Genomic DNA, 20,197 nt, shown 5'->3' with positions numbered 1-20,197 from the left:
ATGATCATATGGCCACAATCATCATCGCTGATCTCGAATCGAAGAATGGCTTCGTCAACAAAGACACGATCGCCGGCGGTTATGGATCGCGGTTTTATGCCGACTCTTTCTACACGCGCTTCATCGAGCGCGTGCGGCGCGTCTTCCAAAACCTCCCGAGCATTCATGTCGGGTATCTAGCGGCGATCTTCGCGCAACACGGTCATCGCGTCATCTTCACGCGCGGCGAATTTGCGGAAGCGGACATCGCCCTCGTGCTCACTTCGCTCGTCGACTACAAACGCGAACGCGAGTGGGCACAAGCGGCGCGCGCGCGCGGCATGCGCGTCGGCTTCTTCGGGACTCCGGCCACCTTCTTACCGGAGCTCTTCGCCGACGTCGCCGATTTTATCATCAGCGGCGAACCGGAAGCGGCGGCAGAGCGCCTGGCGCGCGGCGAAGAGTTAAGCGGGCTGGTCCAAAGTCCGGCGATTAACGACCTCGACTCTTTACCCTTCCCGCGATGGGATCTGGTTGGCATCAAGCGTTTCGGCTATACCAATCGTCGGCGCATCGGGCTGACGCATGCCGTTCCGATGCTGACCAGTCGCAGTTGCCCGGAGCATTGCACCTATTGCCCGCACCGTATCACAGCAGGCTTTCGGGCTCGTTCGGCGGCCTCTGTCGTCGCAGAGATGGAAGAACTCCGCGCGCGCTTCGGACGGTTACATTTCGTCCTTCGCGATCCGATCTTCACCTTGGACCGCGAACGCTGCCTACAGATTGCCGAACTCATCCGGCAACGCCGGCTCAAATGTTCCTTCGAATGCGAAACGCGCATGGATGATCTCGATGAAGAGTTAATCCGCGCGCTCCACGCGGCTGGGCTGCGCGGCATCGCCTTCGGCGTCGAATCTCCGGATCCACGCATCTTGAAGCGCGTCGGGCGCCGCTATATCCCGCCGGAACACATGCGCCGGATGATCGCGCTCTGTTGGAAGCTCGGGATCAAGACGACGGCGTTCTATGTCTTCGGCTTCTTGCAAGACACCGAAGAGAGCATCCGCGATACGATCCGTTTCGCGTGCGATCTCGACACGACTCACGCCAATTTCAAAGTACTCACCCCCTATCCCGGCACGCCGCTCTACAAACAGCTCAAACCGCTCATCTTCGAGCGGGATTGGGAAAAGTTCGACGGCTACACTCTCACCTTCAACCATCCGAACCTGACGCCGCGGCGCGCCCGATTGTTGCTTGGCATGGCCTATTCGCGTTTCTTCGGGCGACCATCGCAACTCTTCAATCTCTTCGGCCTGCACGGCATCGCGCGTTCGCAGCCAGTTCAGTTTTTGGACGATTTAGCCTGGCGCGCGTATGATCACTTCGATCGCGATTGGATGCTCGAAGCTGGGATAGGCGACGAGTTGATTAACGCCAACCAATCAGGGAGGATGACGGCATGAGGCTTAGAGCTATCGCGCGTTACGGCATCCGTTCGATCCCCGGAGATGAACGCGAAATCATCGCCGCCTTTCGCCGCGGCGAAGCCGTCACCGGTCCAGCGATCGCGGAGTTCGAAAGGCGCTTCGCCGCTTATCATCAGGTCGAGCACGCCATAGCGACTTCCTACGGGCGCATGGCGTGCTATTACATCCTGCGGGCATTGGAGTTCCCGCCGGATAGCGAAATCATCATCCCGGCGCTCACCTTCTGGGTCATCCCGGAAATCGCGCGGCGCGCCGGATTGCGCCCTGTCTTCGTCGATGTCGATCCGCTGACATTCAATCTCGCGCCTGAAAAGATCGAAGCGGCGATCACGGAACGAACGCGCGCCATCATTCCGACCCACCTTTACGGCCAACCGTGCGAAATGGAGCCGATCCTGCGCCTAGCGGAGAAGTACGGGCTCGTCGTCATCGAAGATTGCGCGCAAGCTGTCGGCGCGCGCTACCGCGGACGTCTGGTCGGCACCTTCGGCACCGCGGCTTTCTTCAGCTTTCAGATGCTCAAAGGGATCAACACCTATGGCGGCGGCATGGCCATAACGCGCGATCCGGAGCTTGCCGCACGCATCCGCGCACAGGCTGAAAGCGAACCGCTGCAGACGCCGATGGAGCTGGCGCAACGCTTCATCATCGGTTACCTTGCGCGTTGCGCCATCAGCCCGCGCGGGTTCATCTGGTGGGGATTTCCGTTGCAAGCTTTAGTTTCGTTGTTTGGTCACTATGATCTATCGAAATACGTGTGGGAGAAGATCCGCCCGCTCACGCCTTTCCCGGCGTCTTATCGGCGGCGCTACGCGAACGCTCAGGCGATCTTGGGACTGCGCGCGCTGGATCGATTGGAGGAGTTCAACGCGCGCACGCGCGCGCACGCCGAACGATACACTTCAGGATTGGCTGGTCATCACGCCATACGGACGCCTAAGGTCATAAACGGCGCAGAGCATGTCTATTATCAATACTCGATCTACGTCTCGGACCCGAAACTGACAGCGCGGCGAATGATCCGCCGCGGCATAGATTGCGAGACAACGCACGTCGATCTATGTTCGGAATTGCCGCTGTTTGCCGAATTTTCCGCTGACTGTCCCGGAGCGCGTAAGACGACGCGCGCGCTGCAATTGCCCGTTTACGCGCGTTTGCGCGCATCGGACGTGGAACGGATCTTGCGCATCATGCGCGAAGTCACAACTGATCTTCCACCTATTGGCGAAACCGAAAGATCCGAACTGCGGACGGGAGCCGCCACTTTCGCCGGAAGCTGAGCGAAACGAATGACCGACTAAGAAGCGAGTGCTTGGGCCTCGCGAAAGATTTTGAACGGATTTCCATTGAAGCGTGATCGAAATCGCACCGATTCGCCGTTCGCTCTTTGCGATGCAATTCGCTTCGCATCTGAATCATTGCGCGCTACTCTTCGCGTTCGATGAGGCATCGACGCTTCGCCTATTTGCGAAGTACGGTTATTTGGCCATCGCGCTCGCCGCGTTCTGGGAAGGCGAAGGGTTGCTCATCGTCGCCGGGACGCTCTGCGGTGCGGGTTATTTGGACTGGCGCTGGACCATCATCGCCGCGGCGATAGGCGGCGCGGCGGGCGATCAAATCTACTTTTACATCGCCCACGAGCGGGCGGCGCGTCTCATCTCTCGTTCAGCGCGTTTGAGGCGATGGTTGCCGCGCGTGCGGGCCTTCGTTCAGCGCCACGGAACATGGGCCGTCCTCCTATCGCGCTTTGCCGCCGGTTTGCGCATCACCATCCCGCTCGTCTGTGCGACCGCCGGGATGAATCCGCTCAAATACAGCACGCTCAATCTGATCAGCGCCTTCATCTGGGCGAGCGCCTGGGTCGGCCTGACCTATCAAATGGGAGCCCATCTTCTGCGTTGAGCTTTCACCATCACGATCATCAGTTATCCTTCTCGAACCCGATCGCTTTGAGCGCCGGTTCGATCTCCGGATTCGACATGAACAATCGCCAGATCAGACCCGACCGGTAATTTTCGATCATGACCACGATCGGCGCTTGATTGAGCCCCATGTAAACATCTTCGAACCAGTTCTCGCGCAAGTTGAAGCCGTCGCGGAAACCATATATGCCCCAGAGCTTGCTCCCCAAATCGCGATAGAAATGTTTGAGCGCCTTCATCGATTCTTCGGGCGTATATGGGAACGAGGCGAGCGCCGCCGTACAAGTGATCGTCCCGTTGTCGCCCGCCGGGATGGGGCGTCCCGCTCCGGCATTGATCCCGGCAGTGCGCCCCCAAGCCGCATCACCGTAACCGGGGTGCTTCATCGGATTGGCGATGCTGTATGCGTGATGGATCAAGGCCATGTGGCGATTGTTCTTGAAGTAGTTCGTGTACCGGTCCCGTTTGTTCCGCGGATCGAATCCCAAGAAGGAGTAGTGCGTGAAGAACAGCTCGCTCGGCGGACCGACATCTAGCTTGATCCCGTAGTAAGTATGCCCGTTCACATAATGGTCGCCATGCGTCGTGCGACTCCATCCGCGTCGATATTCGACGGCGAGATCCGATTGCCCGGCCCAGCCCGTATAGTACATGCTCGCTGGCACCGGATGCGTCGGCGACGCGATGGCGAGCAGATAGACGATCATCGTTTCGTTCCAGCCGACCAACGGATGACCGATGTAGAAGCCGTGATCGGGTGACCAGTGCCAGTAGAGGAAATCGCTCTGCGGGTCTTTGCGATACCAATCCCACTCGACAGACTCCCACAGTTTCGTGATCGTCTGCCTGATCTCCCGTTCCGCGTCCGTCTCGCGATCGAAATACTGACGTGCGACCAGCAGCCCTTGGATGAGGAAGGCCGTTTCGACCAGATCGCCACCATCATCATACTTGCCGAAATACGGGATGACGCGCCCCGTCCTGCCATCCAGAAAGTGCGGCCAAGCGCCATGGAAGCGATCCGCATGGGCGAGAAACCGGACGATCTTCAACATCCTCTCGACGCCTTGCTCGCGCGTGATGAAGCCTCTTTCCACACCGACGACGAGCGCCATGATCCCGAATCCCGAAGCCCCCAGAGCGATCAAGTTCTCATCTCCTGGGATGAGATCGAGCGCCATTCCCGCCACAGGATGCGCCCCTTCCCAGTAATAGCGGAAACACGCTTCCTGGACCATCGTGAGCAATTCGTCATCCGTCATCGCGCGCGTCGAGCTCTGAACTGCGGCGGACAATGGCGACTCGTTATAGTTCGCATCCACGGCGCTGATCTTGTACCAGACGGCCTTGCCGCTCGCGCCGACGAAATCGACGTAGCGCGTCAAGCGCCCTTTTTGAATGCCGATCGGCTCGTAGGTTTTGCCGTCGAAAGAGCGATAGATCTTGTAGAAGAGCAGATCTCGCTCTCGATTCGGTTGCCAGACGAGATCGACATGCCGTTCATACCCCTTCGCGCTCAATCCGACGGGAGTCGCCGGCGCGTTTGCATCGCTCACGGCGTCGCCTATCATCACGTCATCGATATAAAGAGTGTGCGGCTCATCATCATCGAGCCCTTGCATGATCGCTATGCGCGCCAGACGGCGTGGATCGAAGTTGACTTCGCGCGTCGAACGGTAGAGTCCGGCGAAGGAGGAAAACGGCAATCGGATTCGCACCCATTGTCGGGCGGGGAGTTTCTCCAAAGAACCGAGGAGTCTGATCGCCGGCGTCCCCTCCCCGCTCGCGTCGCTCAGATAGATGAGCGGCGACTGATCGGCGCGAAGCTCCGTCTCCGAATAACACCAAAAGGAGAGTTCGCTCCCCGAGAAATCGACCCTCCGGTAGAATTTTTCGAGCCTGAGCGCAACCTGCCAATCGCCGCCGCTACGCGATCGCCACTTCAAGCGCAAACTATTCGGAGGCGTCACATACCGCGTCGTGTCGATCGGGATCTTGCCGCTGACTAACTCCAACTCGCTCGGGGCGACGACGCTCCCCTCGCTGTAGTAGTAGTTGCCATCAGTCAAGCTGTTATCGAAAGCGACGTGACGATCATAATCGAGTTGCGCGAAAGTCGGGTTGATCGAAAACAGAAAGATGAAGATTAGGCGTGCAAGTCTCTTCAATAGCTCCATCATCGAGGATCCTTCTGGCTGATCGTATAAGGGATCTCCGTCTCATCGACCTCCGACCGTTGCCTCTCCTCCGTCAGACGGCGGAAGATGGCGCGCGCCCGTTCTGCATCTTGGGGCCGATTGGCGCGCGCGTAGGCCCGCGCCAGCGCGAAATAGATCTGCGGTTCGCGCGGAAGAGCGCGTCGCGCGATCTCGAGTTCCGCGATAGCGCGCGCGATCTGATCGGTTTGAAGAAGGAGCGTACCGAGCAGATAGTGGCCCAGCGGCAGACGCGCGTCCAGTCTGACCGCTTCCTCGGCATGTCGGAGCGCAAGATGCGGATCGGTGCGCGCTTTGAGCGCAGCGAAATTCAAGCGCGCCGCCACGTTGTCCGGATGGTTCTCGATCTCGCGCGCGAAGGCGAGCGCAGCCCGCTCGTTGTCCCGCACATCAAGAAGGAAGCGCCCGAAAGCGTAGTTGACGTTGCGCTCCTTAGGAAATTCGGCGAGCAACCCCTCGTATTCGCGCAAAGCTTCAGCGACGCGCTTCTGCGCCGCGAGATGTTCCGCTCGACCGACGCGCTGGACCAATCGCTGCATCCGTTGACCGCCCGCCAGCAAATCGGCGAAACGTCGGTTGAGCGCTGCAAGTCCGAGCGCCGTGAGCAACTCTTCACTCTCCACGCCCTCGCGGCTCAAAAGACTGAGTGTCCGCCGGGCCTGCTCGAATGCGCCTTTGCCAATTAGCAGCAGCCCCTCGTGGTAGAGCATGACCCGCCGAAACTGCGGATCGGCGCTCGTGCCCAGTCGCCTGCCCCGCTGTATGTGTGCGAGCGCGTCCGCGTGACGACCGAGTTTGAACTCACACAGCCCAAGCATGACCCACATCGTTCCGACCTTCGGATCGAGAGCAGCCGCCCTTCTGAAAGCTTCTGCCGCCTCGGCGAAAGCGTCGCGGTCGTAAAGGAGCGTACCGAGATACCACCACCCTTCCGTCCAATTGGGCCGCATGGTCAAAGCTCGGCGGTAGAGCGCAAGCGCTTCTTCGACGCGATCAGCCTGTCGCGCTTGTTCGGCTTGCGCGACGAGTTGTGTGAAAGACGCTCTGTTCGCTTGCGCCCACGCTGTCGCACAAACGAGCAGAGTGGCCGCAAATGGCGCAGCATATTTAAACCGCCGGTTCAACAAGAGCAGTCTCACGCCCCTCGGTGAAGGATCACGATTTCGGCGCTTTACAGATCTCACGCTGCGAGAAGCATCATAACTCAAAAGCTGAAGCGCGCTTGAATCTCGACGACCCGCCCAGCCAACACGTGCAACGCGCGACCGAAGTCTGGATGTTGAATCTGCGTGTTGTCGTCGTTGGCTTGGAAGGGCGCAAGATTCACCGTATTGAAGAGATTGTAGAAGTTGGCGCGCAACTCTATTCCGCTCTTCTCGCCAAGGACCGGCATCGCGGGAAGACCGAAACGCTTAAGAAGCGTCATGTCAACGCTGAAGTAACGCGGACCGCGCAAGCTATTGCGCCCAACTCCGGGACGCGGCGGGACGGCGAACGTTCCCGCTGGAGGCGGCACGAAGTAAAGCAATCCGCCGCCCGGAAATGGTCCAGCGCCGAGGAAAGTGTCGTTGCCCGTGTCGGTCGTCGCTGGCGGTCTTACCTGCGCGACGGGACGCAACGGACAGACATTGCCGCCGGCCACTTGCGCGTTGCACTGTCCGCCGCCGACAACGGGCGTCCACGGGAAGCCGGAGCTAGCCGTTAGGATGCCACTCACTTCCCAACCTCCGACGAGCTTACCGAGCCAATCGCTTCTCCCGCGCAGCAGCGGAAGCTCCCACACGCCATAGGCTTTGAGCGCATGGCGGACGTCAAAGTCCGAGGGGCCATACTCAGTCCGCTGATCGAACGGATAGGTTTGACGACAATCGTGATCGTTGGAGCAAGTATCGAGACTCTTGCTCCAACGATACTCGGCGTTGAACAGGAAGCCGCGTGCGAAGCGGTGCGTCGCGCCGACAAGAAGCGCGTTGAAATTGCTATTGACATCCGTCAGCATCAAGTTGACGCTGCCGATGCGCGGATTGGGCGTCACAAACTTGTGGTATGGCACCAAGCGCGGGAGCTTGTGCGCCGCACTTCCTTGATAAGCGACCGAAGCGAGCCAGTTTGCACCAAGCTCATACTCCCACGTCAAGGAGTAACGATAGGCATATGGATTCGGCACGTCTTGAAGCGTCGCGTTGACGTTGACCGGCGGGCCGCTCAACGGGATGCCCGTGTTCGGGTCGAAGGTCAAAGTGGCGGCGCGGTTGGCCGGATAGTTGAACGAATTGAGATCGCTCGCCGTCGCGTAGAAGATGTTTCCGCTCGCCTGATCGAAGAAGAAACCGGCGAAGAACGGCGGATTGAAGCGCGATTCGAGCAGTCGCGACCCGGGAAGACGGTTGTACCCGATGCCGAACCCGCCGCGCAGGACCATCTTTCGCTCGAAAGCCGCCGGATTCCACGCGAAACCGAGCTGCGGACCGAAGTTGTTGCGATCAGGGCGGAACAGGTCGCCGCCGACCTTGAGGCGCGCGCCGAGCAGACTGCCGTTCGGCCCGAGGATGAGGTTCGAGATGTGATCGTTAGCGCTGCGCAGCGGCGTGAAATACTCCCAACGCAGACCAAGGTTGAGCGTCAGATTGGGACGCGGTTTCCAATCATCCTGCACGAAGAGCGCGTAATACTTGCTGCGCGCGTAAGCGGCCAGATCCGTGAATCCGCCCGTCTTCGGATCGAAGAACGCTGACTCATCATTCGGCGCGTCATTGGCGAAACTCCACAAGTTCCCGAAATCGAAGGTCGGACGTCCGGCCCACGGCGCATGATCGTTGTTCTGTTCGGCGATCAGATCGACGCCGAACTTGAGCGCGTGTGCGCCGACGACTTTGCTGAGCGTATCGCGCGCGTTGTAGGTCGTCTGATAGAAGACCCCAGGACCGATGCCGGTGCCGAAACCGATGCAGCCCGGATTGAAGCAGACGTTGGCGCGCGGGATGCCCCACCCGATGTTCGGGTTCGATTTCACCTCGTCGAAATACCAGCGCGTGACGTTGAACCGCGCCTCGTTGATCATCGTCGGCGATAGCGTCCGCGTCCACAGGAGCGTGCCGACCATGTTGCGCCGCGCGGAAGTGAAATCGAGCGCCGGGCGCCCCTTGTTCCACGGATCGTTGAAGTTGCGCGTGTTCGGCACCCAGTACATGCTGAAAGCGACCAGATCATCCTTGGTCACCTGAAAATCGATGCGCGCGTTAAATTGCTGCGCCGTCGTCTTGTCGGGAATGAAAAGTTGCGCGAACTGAATGTCAGGGACGCCGTCAAGGCCGCCGCCCGTGTCCGGCTGTGGAACGCCCGGTCGCGCCGCCTGATTGATCGAGCCAATATCGAGGCCGCCCGCAACCGTTCGGCAGTTCACCCCCTCGATGAAACCGGCGGAAGCGCAATTGCGCGAAGAATCGATGCTCGCGACGCGCGGCGGCGTCATGCCCGGGAAGTTGAGGATTTTGGCTGCGACGCTATTCGGGCGCAACCTTTTGACGGCCTCGACATAATTTGGCGTCTCGATCCACTCGCCAGCCAGACGGCTGCTTGATCTTCCGACCCGTTCGTAGGAGATGAAGAAGAAAAGCTTGTTCTTGCCGCTCCAGTAGGCCGGTCCGCCTTCGCCAAAACGCGGCAGGTAGATGGGGCCGCCGACGCTACCGCCCCATTGGCTCAAAAACTGCTCGACGCGCTGTGGATCCTCGCGGATCGCGGTTCCAGCGCGTGTGAAATCCTGCTTGGCATTCATCCCCGGCGTGTTCCGCTTGAAGAAGAAGCTTCCATGAAGATCGTTCGTCCCCGTCTGCGAGACGACGAGCACCTGCGCGCCAGTGTTGCGCCCGTACTCCGCCGAATAGTTGTTCGCTAGGACGCGAACCTCTTTGACCGACTCTTGATTGGGAGTGACGACGGCAGCTCCGCCCCACGCCTGACTCATCGCGGTCACGCCATCGATCTGGATGTTGTTGGCTTCGACTCGCTGGCCATTGGCGGTGATCGGCGGGCGATTCTCGGTGGCGAAGATCTGATCGTTTGAGCCGCCAGGACCTACCGTGTTCGGCAGGTTGACCGCGGCGCCCGTCCCCGTGCGCGCGCCAAGACCGAAGACGCCCGGCGCCAATCGCACGAGCTCATACGGATCCCGCCCGATCTGCGGCAACCGCAGAATCTCGGTCGTCGTGATCGTGCCAGCGACCTCGCCGCCTTCCGTATGCAAGAGGTTAGATTCGGCGCTCACAGTAACCGTCTCGGTCACCTGCCCCGGTTCAAGAGTGAGATTAACCCCGCGAAGCTCTTCGGCGCCGATCACAAGGTTTTCGATGACCTGCTTTTTGAAACCAGCAGCCTCGGCGCTGATCGTGTACGAACCGGGCGCAAGCCCCGAGATGCGATAGAATCCGGTCTCATTGGTGATCGTCTGCTGCGCCCTCCCGGTCTCTTTGTTCAATAGCGTTACCGTAGCGTTCGGAACGACGGCGCCGTTTACGTCCGTGACGATGCCTTGAATGGCCGTCCTAAATTGACTATAGGCGGCTCCGCCGAACCAAAAAGCGAAAGAGAAAAGCAATAGTAGACGCACACACTTCCGTCGCATAGGGTCACTCCTTCTCGGGCGTAACTGCTCGTTTATAGATTGAGTCGGAAATATTTCTAAAAATTTCCGGGGTAATTTAAAGGCAGAAAGACCAGACTGAGGGAAGGTTTTCCTATGCCTCTTTATGTCGCGCACCACCTGACCTTGAACGAACTCGAGCGAAGATGCAACGAGGAGACCGATCCCCTGACTCGCGATCGCCTCCAAGCCGTCCGACTCGCGGCGCAGAACAAGAGCCGCAAAGAGGTGGCTGCGGCTCTGGGTCGCACTGAAAGGTGGGTAACGCAAACTCTGCGCCGCTACAATCGGGAGGGGCCAGAGGCCCTGCGAGACCGTCGCCACCAGAACCCCGGACCGCCCCTCAAGCTTACTCCAGAAGAGCAGAGCGAGCTTCTGGAAGCGCTGCAGGGCCCCGCCCCCGGCGGAGGGGCGTGGACGGGGAGGAAGGTTCAGATTTGGGTGCAAGAACGACTAGGCAAGAAGATCTCCTTGGCCCCAGCCTACGCTTACCTGAAACGCCTGAGGATTCGCCTCCCTTCTCTCATCGACCGACACAACATTACCACTCAATGGGAGAAAGGACAGGGATTAGCGGGAAGGGTCTGAGGATTGGTCAAACCTTTCTCTTACCGATATCCGTCAAGTTGTGTATAAATACATGACGCCGAGAGAGCAAGATGAAAGCAGTCGCCCGAGCGCTCATACTTTACCTGATCATCGCCAAACTACCAATCATCGCGCTGCCAGCACCGCCACACGATGAGATCGAACGGAAGATCGATGCCCTCCTCAAACAGATGACGCTGGAAGAGAAACTAGGGCAATTGCAACTGTTCGATGGTCCGAACGATGACAACTATAACGAACGGATCGAGATGATACGGAAAGGTCTCGTCGGCGGCTTCATGAATGTGCTTGGCGCGCGCCGCGTGAACGAGCTGCAACGCATCGCCGTCGAGCAATCAAGGCTGAAGATCCCTCTACTCTTCGGCTTCGATGTCATCCACGGCTATCGCACGATCTTCCCCGTCCCGCTCGGCGAAGCGAGCAGCTGGGATCCGGCAACGGTGGAACGGACGACGAGCGTTGCGGCTGCCGAAGCCAGAGCCGCCGGCATAAACTGGGTCTTTGCGCCGATGGTTGACATTACGCGCGATGCGCGTTGGGGGCGAATTGTCGAAGGGGCGGGCGAAGATCCATACCTCGGGGCGGAGATGGCGCGCGCGCGTGTCCGCGGATTCCAAGGCACCGACTACAGCGCGCCCGACCGCGTGCTCGCGTGCGCCAAACACTTCGTCGCCTATGGCGCAGCGGAAGCCGGACGAGATTACAACACCACGGATCTTTCCGAATGGACCTTACGCCAGATCTATCTTCCGCCGTTCAAAGCCGCTGTTGAAGCCGGCGTGGGGACGCTGATGAGCGCTTTCAATGATCTAAATGGCGTGCCCGCTTCAGCCAATCCATTCACGCTCACTCGCGTGCTGCGCGGCGAGTGGAAGTTCGACGGCTTCGTCGTAAGCGACTACACAGCCGTGCCGGAGTTGATCGCTCACGGCTTGGCCGCCAACGAAGCTGAAGCGGTCTATTACGCGCTCGGGGCTGGCTTGGATATGGAGATGGTGAGCCACCTTTTCAGCACGCACGGACCGCGATTGATCAAAGATGGCAAGCTCACTATGGAGCAGATAGATGAAGCCGTGCGGCGAATTTTGCGCATCAAATTCCGCTTGGGCCTTTTCGATCGACCGTATGTGGATGAAGCGCGCGAACGCACGCTCATCCTCAACCCCGAACACGTCAAAGTCGCGCGCGAAGCCGCCGCTCGCTCGATGGTGTTGCTGAAGAATGAGAACAACCTCCTTCCGCTCAGTAAGGAGCTAAAATCCATCGCCGTGATCGGCCCACTAGCCGACGACCGGAACGCTCCGCTCGGCCCATGGCATGCCGCTGGCCGCCCTGAGGATGTCGTCACCTTGCTCGCGGGCGTTCGGGCCAAAGTTGGCCCGAAGACGAAGGTCATGTACGCCAAAGGGTGCGAGATCGAAGGGGGTTCGACGAAAGGCTTCGGTGAAGCCGTCCGGCTCGCCCAGCAGGCCGATGTCGTCATCCTCGCCGTCGGAGAATCGGCGGAGATGAGCGGCGAAGCGGCTTCGCGCACTTCGCTCGATCTACCGGGCCATCAACTCGAACTGATCAAAGCGATCCACGCTACGGGCAAACCGATCATCGTCGTCTTGATGAACGGCCGTCCGCTCACGATCGGCTGGGTGGCGGAGAACGTCCCGGCTATCTTGGAGACATGGTTCGCAGGCATTCAAGCCGGACACGCCATCGCCGATGTCCTTTTCGGCGATGTCAATCCGGGCGGCAAATTGCCCGTGACTTTCCCGCGCACCGTCGGCCAGGTGCCGCTCTATTACAATCACAAAAACACCGGACGGCCACCACAAGAGGACAATAAGTACACATCAAAATATCTCGATGCGCAGTGGACGCCGCTTTTCCCTTTCGGCTTTGGCTTGAGTTACACGCAGTTTCGGTTGACGAATCTGCAATTGAGCGCAACCCGAATCCGCCGAGATGAGAATTTGACGGTCACCGCCGAAGTTGAAAATATCGGCCAACGCCCTGGCGATGAGGTGGTCCAGCTTTACATCCGCGACGTCGCCGCCAGCGTGACGCGCCCCGTCCGCGAATTGAAAGGATTCAGACGGCTCACGCTACAGCCCGGCGAGAAGCGAACCGTTCGATTCACGCTCGGCCCGGAACAATTGGGCTTCTATGACCGCCAGATGAGATTCGTCGTCGAACCGGGCGAATTCAAAGTATATGTCGGCAACAGCTCCGTCGGCGGGCTCGAAGCCGGTTTCGAGGTCGCGGATTGAGCGTCAGAGATTAAGTCAACTCGATCTAAAGCCGCTCGCTAGATAGGCTCTTCGCTCCTCAAAGGCTCATAGAGGCTCCCTATCTCGGCATCCGCCCGCATGAAATTTGGCTATCGCTAGGCTAAAATCGAAAGCAGAGCGAAACGGTCGGGGCTGAATCATGCGCTGCAGTCTGCTCTTCGCCTGTGTTCTGACCTTAGCGTCATCTCTTCGCTTCGACATAGATCCGTCTCCATTCCCCGCAGCTTCGCCCAATGACGATGCGGCGCTGCTCGAAACGGGCAGCCCACCAAAACTCACCGTTCCATCGACATCGGATGAACTGAAGATCGTTTCCTACAACATACGTTGGCGCAGCGGCGAAGAGTTGCACGAGATCATCGAACGCTTGCGCTCCGATGCGGAAGTCGGCGGCGCGCAGATCATCGGTCTGCAAGAGGTCGATCGCCGCAAGCGACGAACCGGTTATACGAACACAGCGCGATTGATCGCCGAGGGGCTCGGAATGAACTACGCATGGGCCGCCCCGCCCCAATCAGAAGACTCGACGGAAGAGGAGACAGGCGTCGCGCTCTTCAGCCCCTATCCGCTCACCGAAATCAGCCGCATCGTTCTCCCACATCCCGGCCCACGCGGTCGCCGGCGAGTCGCGCTCGGGGCAACGATTAAAATCGCTCCCGACCGCGCGGTTCGCGTTTATACGGTCCACTCTGAGACGCGCATCGAGGTTTGGCAGAAGATAGATCAATTGCGCGCCGTCCTCGACGACCTTAAACGCTATCCTCAAATCACGCGCTATATCGTGCTCGGCGATTTCAATACAACCGAAGTGGCGGCCCTCAAAGAGACGCGCCGACTCTTCGCGCAGGCCGGATTTTTGACCCCTTTTGACGAGGATCAACCGACTTGGAGATTCACAGCCATGGGATTGAGATTGCTCGAACTCAAACTCGATTGGATCTGGCTGCACGGATTATCCCCTCAAGCCTGGGGGATCGCCCGCCGCATCAATTACTCGGACCACTGGCCACTATGGATCCGAGCTAAGTTCGACTGAAGACGGTTTGCAGCGCATCCATCATCGCATCAATCGCGCAGGGCGCTCCTTTGTCACGCGATGATTGCCAACGAACACTCGAGCGTTTATCATCGCTGCCGCGGAAGCGACGCTTGTCAAGCTTGAGGTCGGCGATGAGAAACAGCGTGACTTTGCTTTCAGCCCTATTCCTTCTCTCGATCATTCCCGGTTTTCACCTGCACACACAACAGGTCGCCTCGAACGACACATCGCGTGTCATCGATCTAGCCGGATTGCGCGCGAGCGTAACCATTCGGCGCGACGCGCGCGGCATCCCGTACATCGAGGCGGAGAATGAAGAGGATCTCTTCTTCGCGCAAGGCTACGTGACGGCGAGCGACCGGCTATGGCAGATGGACCTATTGCGGCGCACCGCGCGAGGAGAACTTTCGGAGATCTTCGGCAAAACGACGCTCGAAGAAGACAAACGGCGGCGCACCTATGGCTTCGCGCTCTTGGCTGAGCAAGCTTACGCGAAAGCGTCGCCCGAATTGCGCCGCGCGCTCGAAGCCTACGCGCGCGGCGTTAACGCCTACATCGCTTCGCTGACGGATCAGAATCTGCCCGCGGAGTTTCGCCTCTTGCGCTATCGCCCGCAACCGTGGCGCCCGACCGACTCGATCCTCATCGGCAAGATCTTCGCCGAAGTCCTTTCGACCACATGGCAAACGGATCTGATGCGCGCTTCGCTCCGCGATCTGCTGCAAGATAGGCTTCAGCAACTGTTGCCGACAACTTCACCGCTCGACGTCATCGTGATCGGCAGCGATCAGCGATCCATCTCAGCGCAAACTGGCCGCCGCGAAGGCGCACGTGATGCGCCTCTTCCGAGCGGCTCGCTGCTCGCCGAGATGAGGCGCGCGGCAGAACTCGATCGCCGATCGCTCGAAAGAGTCGGCCTGTATGTCGAAGATCTCGCCGCGAGCAACAATTGGGTCGTGGCAGGAACGCGCACCACAAGCGGCAAACCTCTGCTCGCCAATGATCCGCATCTTCCCGCCTCGGCGCCATCCATCTGGCACATGGTCCATCTTTCGCTGCCGAACCTGCGCGTGGCGGGCGTGACGGCGCCGGGGGCACCGGGCGTGATACTGGGCCACAACGACCGCATCGCGTGGGGCGCGACCAATCTCGGCCCTGATGTGCAAGATCTCTATCTCGAAAAGTTCGATGCCAACAACCCGAAGCGCTACCTGACGCCCCAAGGTTGGCGCGAAGCCGCGATCCGTCGCGAAGAGATCAGAGTGCGGCGCAACTTCACCGACACCACAACCGACGTGGTGGTCCACGAAGTGACCATCACGCGGCACGGCCCGATCATCCTCGAGCGAGGAGCGGAACGTTACGCGCTACGTTGGACGGCGCTTGATCCGGACGCCATCGAGTTCGAAGCCTTCTACGCGCTCAACCGCGCGCGTAACTGGGATGAGTTCTGCGACGCGCTACGAAAATACCGCGGCCCGACGCAGAACTTCGTCTATGCCGATGTGGACGGCCACATAGGCTATTACGGAGCCGGACTCATACCCATCCGGCGCAAAGGCGACGGCAGCCTCCCCTATGACGGGACAACGGATGATGGCGAGTGGACCAGTTACATCCCGTTCGAAAAGTTGCCGCACGTCTTCGATCCGCCTTCGGGCATGATCGTCACAGCTAACAATCGCGTCGTCGGATTGGATTACCCGTATCACCTGACTTATAGCTGGATCGCTCCGTATCGCGCACGCCGCATTTGGGATCTTCTACAAGCCAAACAGAAGCTGAGCATTGAAGATTTCGCGCAGATACAGGGCGACACCTATTCGATCGGCGGCCACCTGTTCGCGCGCGAAGCGGCCAAGCTCATCCGCGAAGCCTTTTCGGACGACGCGCGCATGAAGTCAGTAGCTGGGCTTCTCGACGGTTGGGATGGCCAGCTTGAGCCGACGTCGCGCGTTGCACCTCTCGTCGCTGAGATGAAACAAGCCTTTCGCCAGCGCATCATTGCGGCGGCGATCGGGCCGGAACGTGCGCGCGATTTTCGCTGGGGCAACGAAGCGACCTTGCTCGACCGCTTGATCCAAGAGCGCCCGACCGACTGGCTGCCGCGCGAGTTCAAAAACTATGCCGAGCTTATTCGCGCATGCTACGAAGACGCGCGCGCGGCGCTTTCGGCGCGGCTGGGCCAGAACGAAGATGAGTGGACGTGGGGACGCTACGCGCAAGCGCGCTTTCCGCATCCGCTCGCTTCGATTCCGTTGATCGGACAGGCGTTCGCCATCGCCCCCGTGCCGCAACGCGGCAGCGGCAACGGCTTGATCGCCACGGTCAACGTCGGCGCAGGCGTTTCGATGCGCCTCATCGCCGATGCGAGCGATTGGGATCGGACGCGACAAGGCATCGCGCTCGGCGTTTCGGGCGATCCCGCAAGCCAGCACTGGAAAGATCAATTGAATGATTGGCTCGCCGCACGTCCGAGCCTCTTCCCTTTCTCCGCGAAAGCCGTCGCAACCACAGCACAGGTCGAAGCCGTGCTCAGACCAACGACGCAAACGGCGGAACGCAACCCGATCAGACGCGAGCATCGCGCGAACGGCAGCTTCGCCGGTACGGAGCGATGAGGGGCGAGGTAATGGCGGTTCGGTTCGCCAGTCTAGCAAGATGATTAACAGGGCAACAGACGAAGCGAAATCTCTTCGCGTCTTTTGCGCCATCGCGCTTCCCGACGCGACGCGCGCACGCCTTGCCGAACGCATCGGACGATTGCGCGCCTCTCCTCAAGGTTTTGCGGCGCGCTGGGAGCGAAGCGAAAAGCTGCACCTTACGCTCAAGTTCTTGGGTGAGATCGAAGCGTCGCGCCTCGACGCTTTAAGAAGCGCAGCGGAACGCGCGGCGATGAGTGTCGCTCCGTTTGAACTGACGCTCGCTGGCCCCGGAGTCTTCCCGCCGCGCGGCGCGGCGCGCGTCCTCTGGCTCGGACTTGGCGACCCATCGGGACGGCTTGCGCACCTGCAAGCGAGCCTCGAAGATGAATGCCACAAGGTTGGTTTCCCGCGCGAGGCGCGACCGTTTCGCCCGCACATCACGCTTGCGCGGCTGCGCAACCCTGCGCCGCAACTCGTTAAGCTTCATCTCGAACTGCCCGTCGAAACAGAAAGATTCGCAGTGCACGAAATGGTCATCATGCGCAGTGAACTGCGGCCCGAAGGCGCGCGCTACACAGAACTTGCCGCCCTACCTCTTCGCGGCGAATGAGGCGAAAGCACGACGGCCTCTGGATCGGAAGACGCGCTTCAAACCTGTGGCGTGCCCAATGAGGGAATTCTTACCGCCACGATCTTGATTAGAAGATATATTTCACCTGCACGCTCAGAGCGCGCGGCGGCGCGTAGTTCGTCCCGCCAAAGACGGAGAGGAAGTTATATAGCCCCAAACGATTGGTCAAATTGAGCGCGTCGAACTGCACGCGCACGCGCCCGCCTGCTGAGCGCACGAGGTCATAACCGACCGAGACATCGAAGGTCGTTCTGGCCCGCACGCGCACTGGCTCTTCCGTGAAATCGAGCAACGGCACGCCAGCAGCCGTGTCGGGATCGGCGAGCAGCGCCGGAACGTCTTCGGCGCTCACGCCAGTGACCAAACCGCTGTCGTGTCGCACCAGAAACTGCGCGAACAACCCGATCCGTTCGTTGACGTACTGAATCGCCGTCTGCAAGTTGAGCTTCTGGTCGTGATCGATGACGAATTCCCGGTCGCCGAAATCTTCAGGCGTCGCGCCGCTTAGAAACAGCCCGCCGGCAAACGGCGGGCGCACGCGCGCGCGCACCGTTCCCAAGCTCAAGATCGTCCGCACGCCACCGCCAAGCCGCGCATCGAAGCTGAGATCAAGGCCATCTACGCGCCCCCGCGCGAGCGCGATCGGGAAGATGATCGTCGTGTTTAAGAACTGATCGTTGTCGTGGATATTGCGTATGCGCTTCGCATAGTATGCGACATCCAGTTTGACGCGCCGCCCGAAGAGATGTTGTGCGCCTGCCTCGTACCAGTTCGCGCGTTCGAGAGGCACGAAACGCAATCGAGCGCCCAGCCGCCGCACCGTTTCCGGGTTGACGAGCGAAGCCGCTTCGGGCGATTCCGAGATCAAGAGATTTTCGGTCGAAGGCGTTTGTGCGATGCGATTGTAGGAAGCGCGCACCACCGTCCCCGTCAAAGGCACACGGTACGCGACGCCTAGACGCGGACTGATGGCAGAGTCCCTGACGAGAAAGGCGTACCGGTCGATTCGCACTCCGCCCGATAGGGTCCACGCGCCCCGACGGAAAGTGTCCTGAACGTAGAAGGAGAATTGCCGCCCCGTCCGGCGCGGCGAAGCGGTGAAGCGTCGCACCGCGCCTTGCACAACCGAGCCGCTGGCGCGCGCCTGCTCGTAGATGGTGCGATCGTAAGCGACCAAATTCGGATTGAAGACGAGCAACAGTTCGCATCGCTCCTCTTCGCTCAACCGCGGATCGAAGAAGAACTCCACCTGCCCATCGGGGCGAATGATCGCCCGCGAGTTGACCGGCAGAGGGTTGTAAGAGGCGTCAGTGATCTCGAAATCGAAGCGTTCGCTGACGGGAAAGGCGAACAGATCCAGTCCAGTCTTGAATTGGTGCGAGGCGGTCGAGTGTGCGTAACTAGCCACAAGACCATAGGTCGCCAAGCGGCGCCCGTAATCGAAACTGATCGGGGTGTCGCCCGCGCTGCTCGTTGCGCCCGCGGTGAATAGGCGCAAATATGGCGCGATGGTGACAAGCCCGCCTCCCCCCACTGCCCTTTGCCACGAAGGATAGATGGCGAGGTTGCGATTCTCCTGTTTCTGGTCCTGCCCGTTGAGCTGCTGCGAGGGAAGATTCGGCACCTCGAAGCGCGAGCGCGCCGCGACCAGATTGAGCTTGAAGAAGTTCCGGTCATCCGGCACAAAATCGAACCGCGCAAATAGATTCTGGCTCGCCCCTGTGTTGTGCAAGCCGCGCCCCGAAGCTGTCACCACTCGCCCGTCGGCGAAGATCGCCTGCGCGTTCTGAAAAGGCGGATCGACGAAACGAGATGAACGGTTGAAAGCGCCAGAGACGAAATAGCCCCAGCGGCGGTCGCGCGATTCGCCGCCCAGTTTGAACCCGGCCTCGCCCGAAGCGAACGATCCGAGGCTCGACGAAAGTTCGCCGAACAACCTCTTGCCCGCGCCGAGTCCCGATCGCGTCGTCACTTGGATGACCGCCGACACCTTGTTGCCAAACTCCGGCGGGATGCTGCCAAGTTGAACGTTCAAATCCTCCGCATTGCGCGCATCGAAATTGTTGGCGTAGATGGTCGAAAGCTGATCGCTCACCGGAACGCCATCGATGACGACCGAAGCCTGATAATGCGCTCCGCGCGCATGAAAGACGCCCTTGCCATCACGCGCCGTGCCGGGCACTGACAAGATGAGGGTCTCCATCTGGCGCGAAGGCAATGCGCCCGCGATGTTGCGCAAACTTTCGCGGTCGACGCCGTACTCGCTCGCCGCCGCGCCGATTTTGACCGCAGCCTCTCCCATAACCGTCACCTCTTCGGCAAGTCCTGACGGCACGAGGACCAGCTCCAGATCCACGGGCACGCTCGATTGAACCAGAACTTCTCGCGTGACCGTAGCGAAGCCAGTTTGCGAAGCGCTCAACAAATAAGGGCCGAAGGGAACATTGAAGAAAGTGAACCGACCTTCTCGATCTGTTCTTTCGTAGCGGAGATCATCAGCGCGAGAGAGCGTTACCATCGCACCCGCGATGACGGCTCCGTGCGCATCGCGCGCGATGCCGCGCACAACTCCCGCCGCCTGCCCATACGCGGCGACGGGCGCCAGAAAGATGATCGCCGCCGTGACCGCTGCCATCTTCATTCTAGATACTCCTAAACTATTTTTTAGATCAGCCTAAATTTTAGTTTTCAAAGCTATGATAAGTGGGGCTTGCTGTCAAGAGGAGAGTGGTCGGCGACGGC

At 59.9% G+C, this 20,197-nt stretch carries 12 protein-coding genes; 8 read left to right on the top strand and 4 right to left on the bottom strand.

What is annotated here, in order from left to right; all coding sequences use genetic code 11:
* Positions 1-8: 8 nt before the first annotated feature.
* From PYK22_RS00605 to PYK22_RS00595, 3 genes are all read left to right on the top strand, one after another.
* Complete coding sequence (locus PYK22_RS00605; RefSeq protein WP_041973135.1) at positions 9-1,445, top strand: B12-binding domain-containing radical SAM protein; 1,437 nt, start codon at positions 9-11, stop codon at positions 1,443-1,445.
* Positions 1,442-2,749, top strand: coding sequence for a DegT/DnrJ/EryC1/StrS family aminotransferase (locus tag PYK22_RS00600; protein WP_041973132.1), 1,308 nt, complete (start codon positions 1,442-1,444; stop codon positions 2,747-2,749). The genes PYK22_RS00605 and PYK22_RS00600 overlap by 4 nt, the downstream gene beginning before the upstream one ends.
* Positions 2,750-2,822: 73 nt before the next feature.
* Positions 2,823-3,371: a DedA family protein gene (locus PYK22_RS00595; protein ID WP_060635175.1), complete on the top strand. Its 549-nt coding sequence runs from the start codon at positions 2,823-2,825 to the stop codon at positions 3,369-3,371.
* Between the two features lie 19 nt (positions 3,372-3,390).
* On the opposite strand, the gene PYK22_RS00590 is transcribed toward PYK22_RS00595, so the two are convergent.
* The 3 genes from PYK22_RS00590 to PYK22_RS00580 form a co-directional block, all read right to left on the bottom strand.
* Entirely contained in the window at positions 3,391-5,571 is a 2,181-nt protein-coding gene (locus tag PYK22_RS00590; protein WP_060635174.1) for a glucoamylase family protein, read from the bottom strand.
* Positions 5,568-6,746, bottom strand: coding sequence for a tetratricopeptide repeat protein (locus PYK22_RS00585; protein ID WP_041973131.1), 1,179 nt, complete (start codon positions 6,744-6,746; stop codon positions 5,568-5,570). The genes PYK22_RS00590 and PYK22_RS00585 overlap by 4 nt, the downstream gene beginning before the upstream one ends.
* 65 nt (positions 6,747-6,811) lie before the next feature.
* Entirely contained in the window at positions 6,812-10,231 is a 3,420-nt protein-coding gene (locus PYK22_RS00580) for a TonB-dependent receptor (protein ID WP_041973128.1), read from the bottom strand.
* Positions 10,232-10,345: 114 nt separating this feature from the next.
* On the opposite strand from PYK22_RS00580, the gene PYK22_RS18265 reads away from it, so the two are divergent.
* The 5 genes from PYK22_RS18265 to thpR all read left to right on the top strand — a co-directional run bounded on the left by PYK22_RS18265 (position 10,346) and on the right by thpR (position 17,434).
* Positions 10,346-10,837, top strand: coding sequence for a helix-turn-helix domain-containing protein (locus tag PYK22_RS18265; protein ID WP_060635173.1), 492 nt, complete (start codon positions 10,346-10,348; stop codon positions 10,835-10,837).
* A 71-nt stretch (positions 10,838-10,908) separates the two neighbouring features.
* Entirely contained in the window at positions 10,909-13,119 is a 2,211-nt protein-coding gene (locus PYK22_RS00570) for a glycoside hydrolase family 3 N-terminal domain-containing protein (RefSeq protein ID WP_083437477.1), read from the top strand.
* Between the two features lie 160 nt (positions 13,120-13,279).
* Positions 13,280-14,176 carry an endonuclease/exonuclease/phosphatase family protein gene (locus PYK22_RS16160; RefSeq protein WP_060635172.1) on the top strand — a complete coding sequence of 299 codons (897 nt, stop codon included), beginning with the start codon at positions 13,280-13,282 and terminating at the stop codon, positions 14,174-14,176.
* A 134-nt stretch (positions 14,177-14,310) separates the two neighbouring features.
* Entirely contained in the window at positions 14,311-16,800 is a 2,490-nt protein-coding gene (locus tag PYK22_RS00560) for a penicillin acylase family protein (protein WP_157770585.1), read from the top strand.
* Between the two features lie 40 nt (positions 16,801-16,840).
* Positions 16,841-17,434 (top strand): RNA 2',3'-cyclic phosphodiesterase, encoded by a 594-nt coding sequence (gene thpR / locus PYK22_RS00555; RefSeq protein ID WP_041973125.1) that lies wholly within the window; start codon positions 16,841-16,843, stop codon positions 17,432-17,434.
* 88 nt (positions 17,435-17,522) lie between these two features.
* Here thpR and PYK22_RS00550 read toward each other — a convergent pair whose 3' ends face one another.
* Complete coding sequence (locus tag PYK22_RS00550; RefSeq protein WP_041973123.1) at positions 17,523-20,096, bottom strand: TonB-dependent receptor; 2,574 nt, start codon at positions 20,094-20,096, stop codon at positions 17,523-17,525.
* Positions 20,097-20,197: the final 101 nt, after the last annotated feature.

The organism is Pyrinomonas methylaliphatogenes (assembly GCF_000820845.2).
In the GTDB taxonomy this organism is placed as follows: domain Bacteria; phylum Acidobacteriota; class Blastocatellia; order Pyrinomonadales; family Pyrinomonadaceae; genus Pyrinomonas; species Pyrinomonas methylaliphatogenes.
The sequence above is the reverse complement of the archived record's forward strand: the minus strand, read 5'-3'. Positions and strand labels throughout refer to the sequence as shown.

Excerpts from the sequence above, each read along its gene's own strand:
- thpR (WP_041973125.1), top strand. The coding sequence starts at position 16,841 with ATGATTAACAGGGCAACAGACGAAGCGAAATCTCTTCGCGTCTTTTGC.
- PYK22_RS16160 (WP_060635172.1), top strand. The coding sequence starts at position 13,280 with ATGCGCTGCAGTCTGCTCTTCGCCTGTGTTCTGACCTTAGCGTCATCT.
- PYK22_RS00600 (WP_041973132.1), top strand. The coding sequence starts at position 1,442 with ATGAGGCTTAGAGCTATCGCGCGTTACGGCATCCGTTCGATCCCCGGA.
- PYK22_RS00590 (WP_060635174.1), bottom strand. The coding sequence starts at position 5,571 with ATGATGGAGCTATTGAAGAGACTTGCACGCCTAATCTTCATCTTTCTG.
- PYK22_RS00550 (WP_041973123.1), bottom strand. The coding sequence starts at position 20,096 with ATGAAGATGGCAGCGGTCACGGCGGCGATCATCTTTCTGGCGCCCGTC.
- PYK22_RS00605 (WP_041973135.1), top strand. The coding sequence starts at position 9 with ATGGCCACAATCATCATCGCTGATCTCGAATCGAAGAATGGCTTCGTC.
- PYK22_RS00560 (WP_157770585.1), top strand. The coding sequence starts at position 14,311 with ATGAGAAACAGCGTGACTTTGCTTTCAGCCCTATTCCTTCTCTCGATC.
- PYK22_RS00580 (WP_041973128.1), bottom strand. The coding sequence starts at position 10,231 with ATGCGACGGAAGTGTGTGCGTCTACTATTGCTTTTCTCTTTCGCTTTT.
- PYK22_RS00570 (WP_083437477.1), top strand. The coding sequence starts at position 10,909 with ATGAAAGCAGTCGCCCGAGCGCTCATACTTTACCTGATCATCGCCAAA.
- PYK22_RS18265 (WP_060635173.1), top strand. The coding sequence starts at position 10,346 with ATGCCTCTTTATGTCGCGCACCACCTGACCTTGAACGAACTCGAGCGA.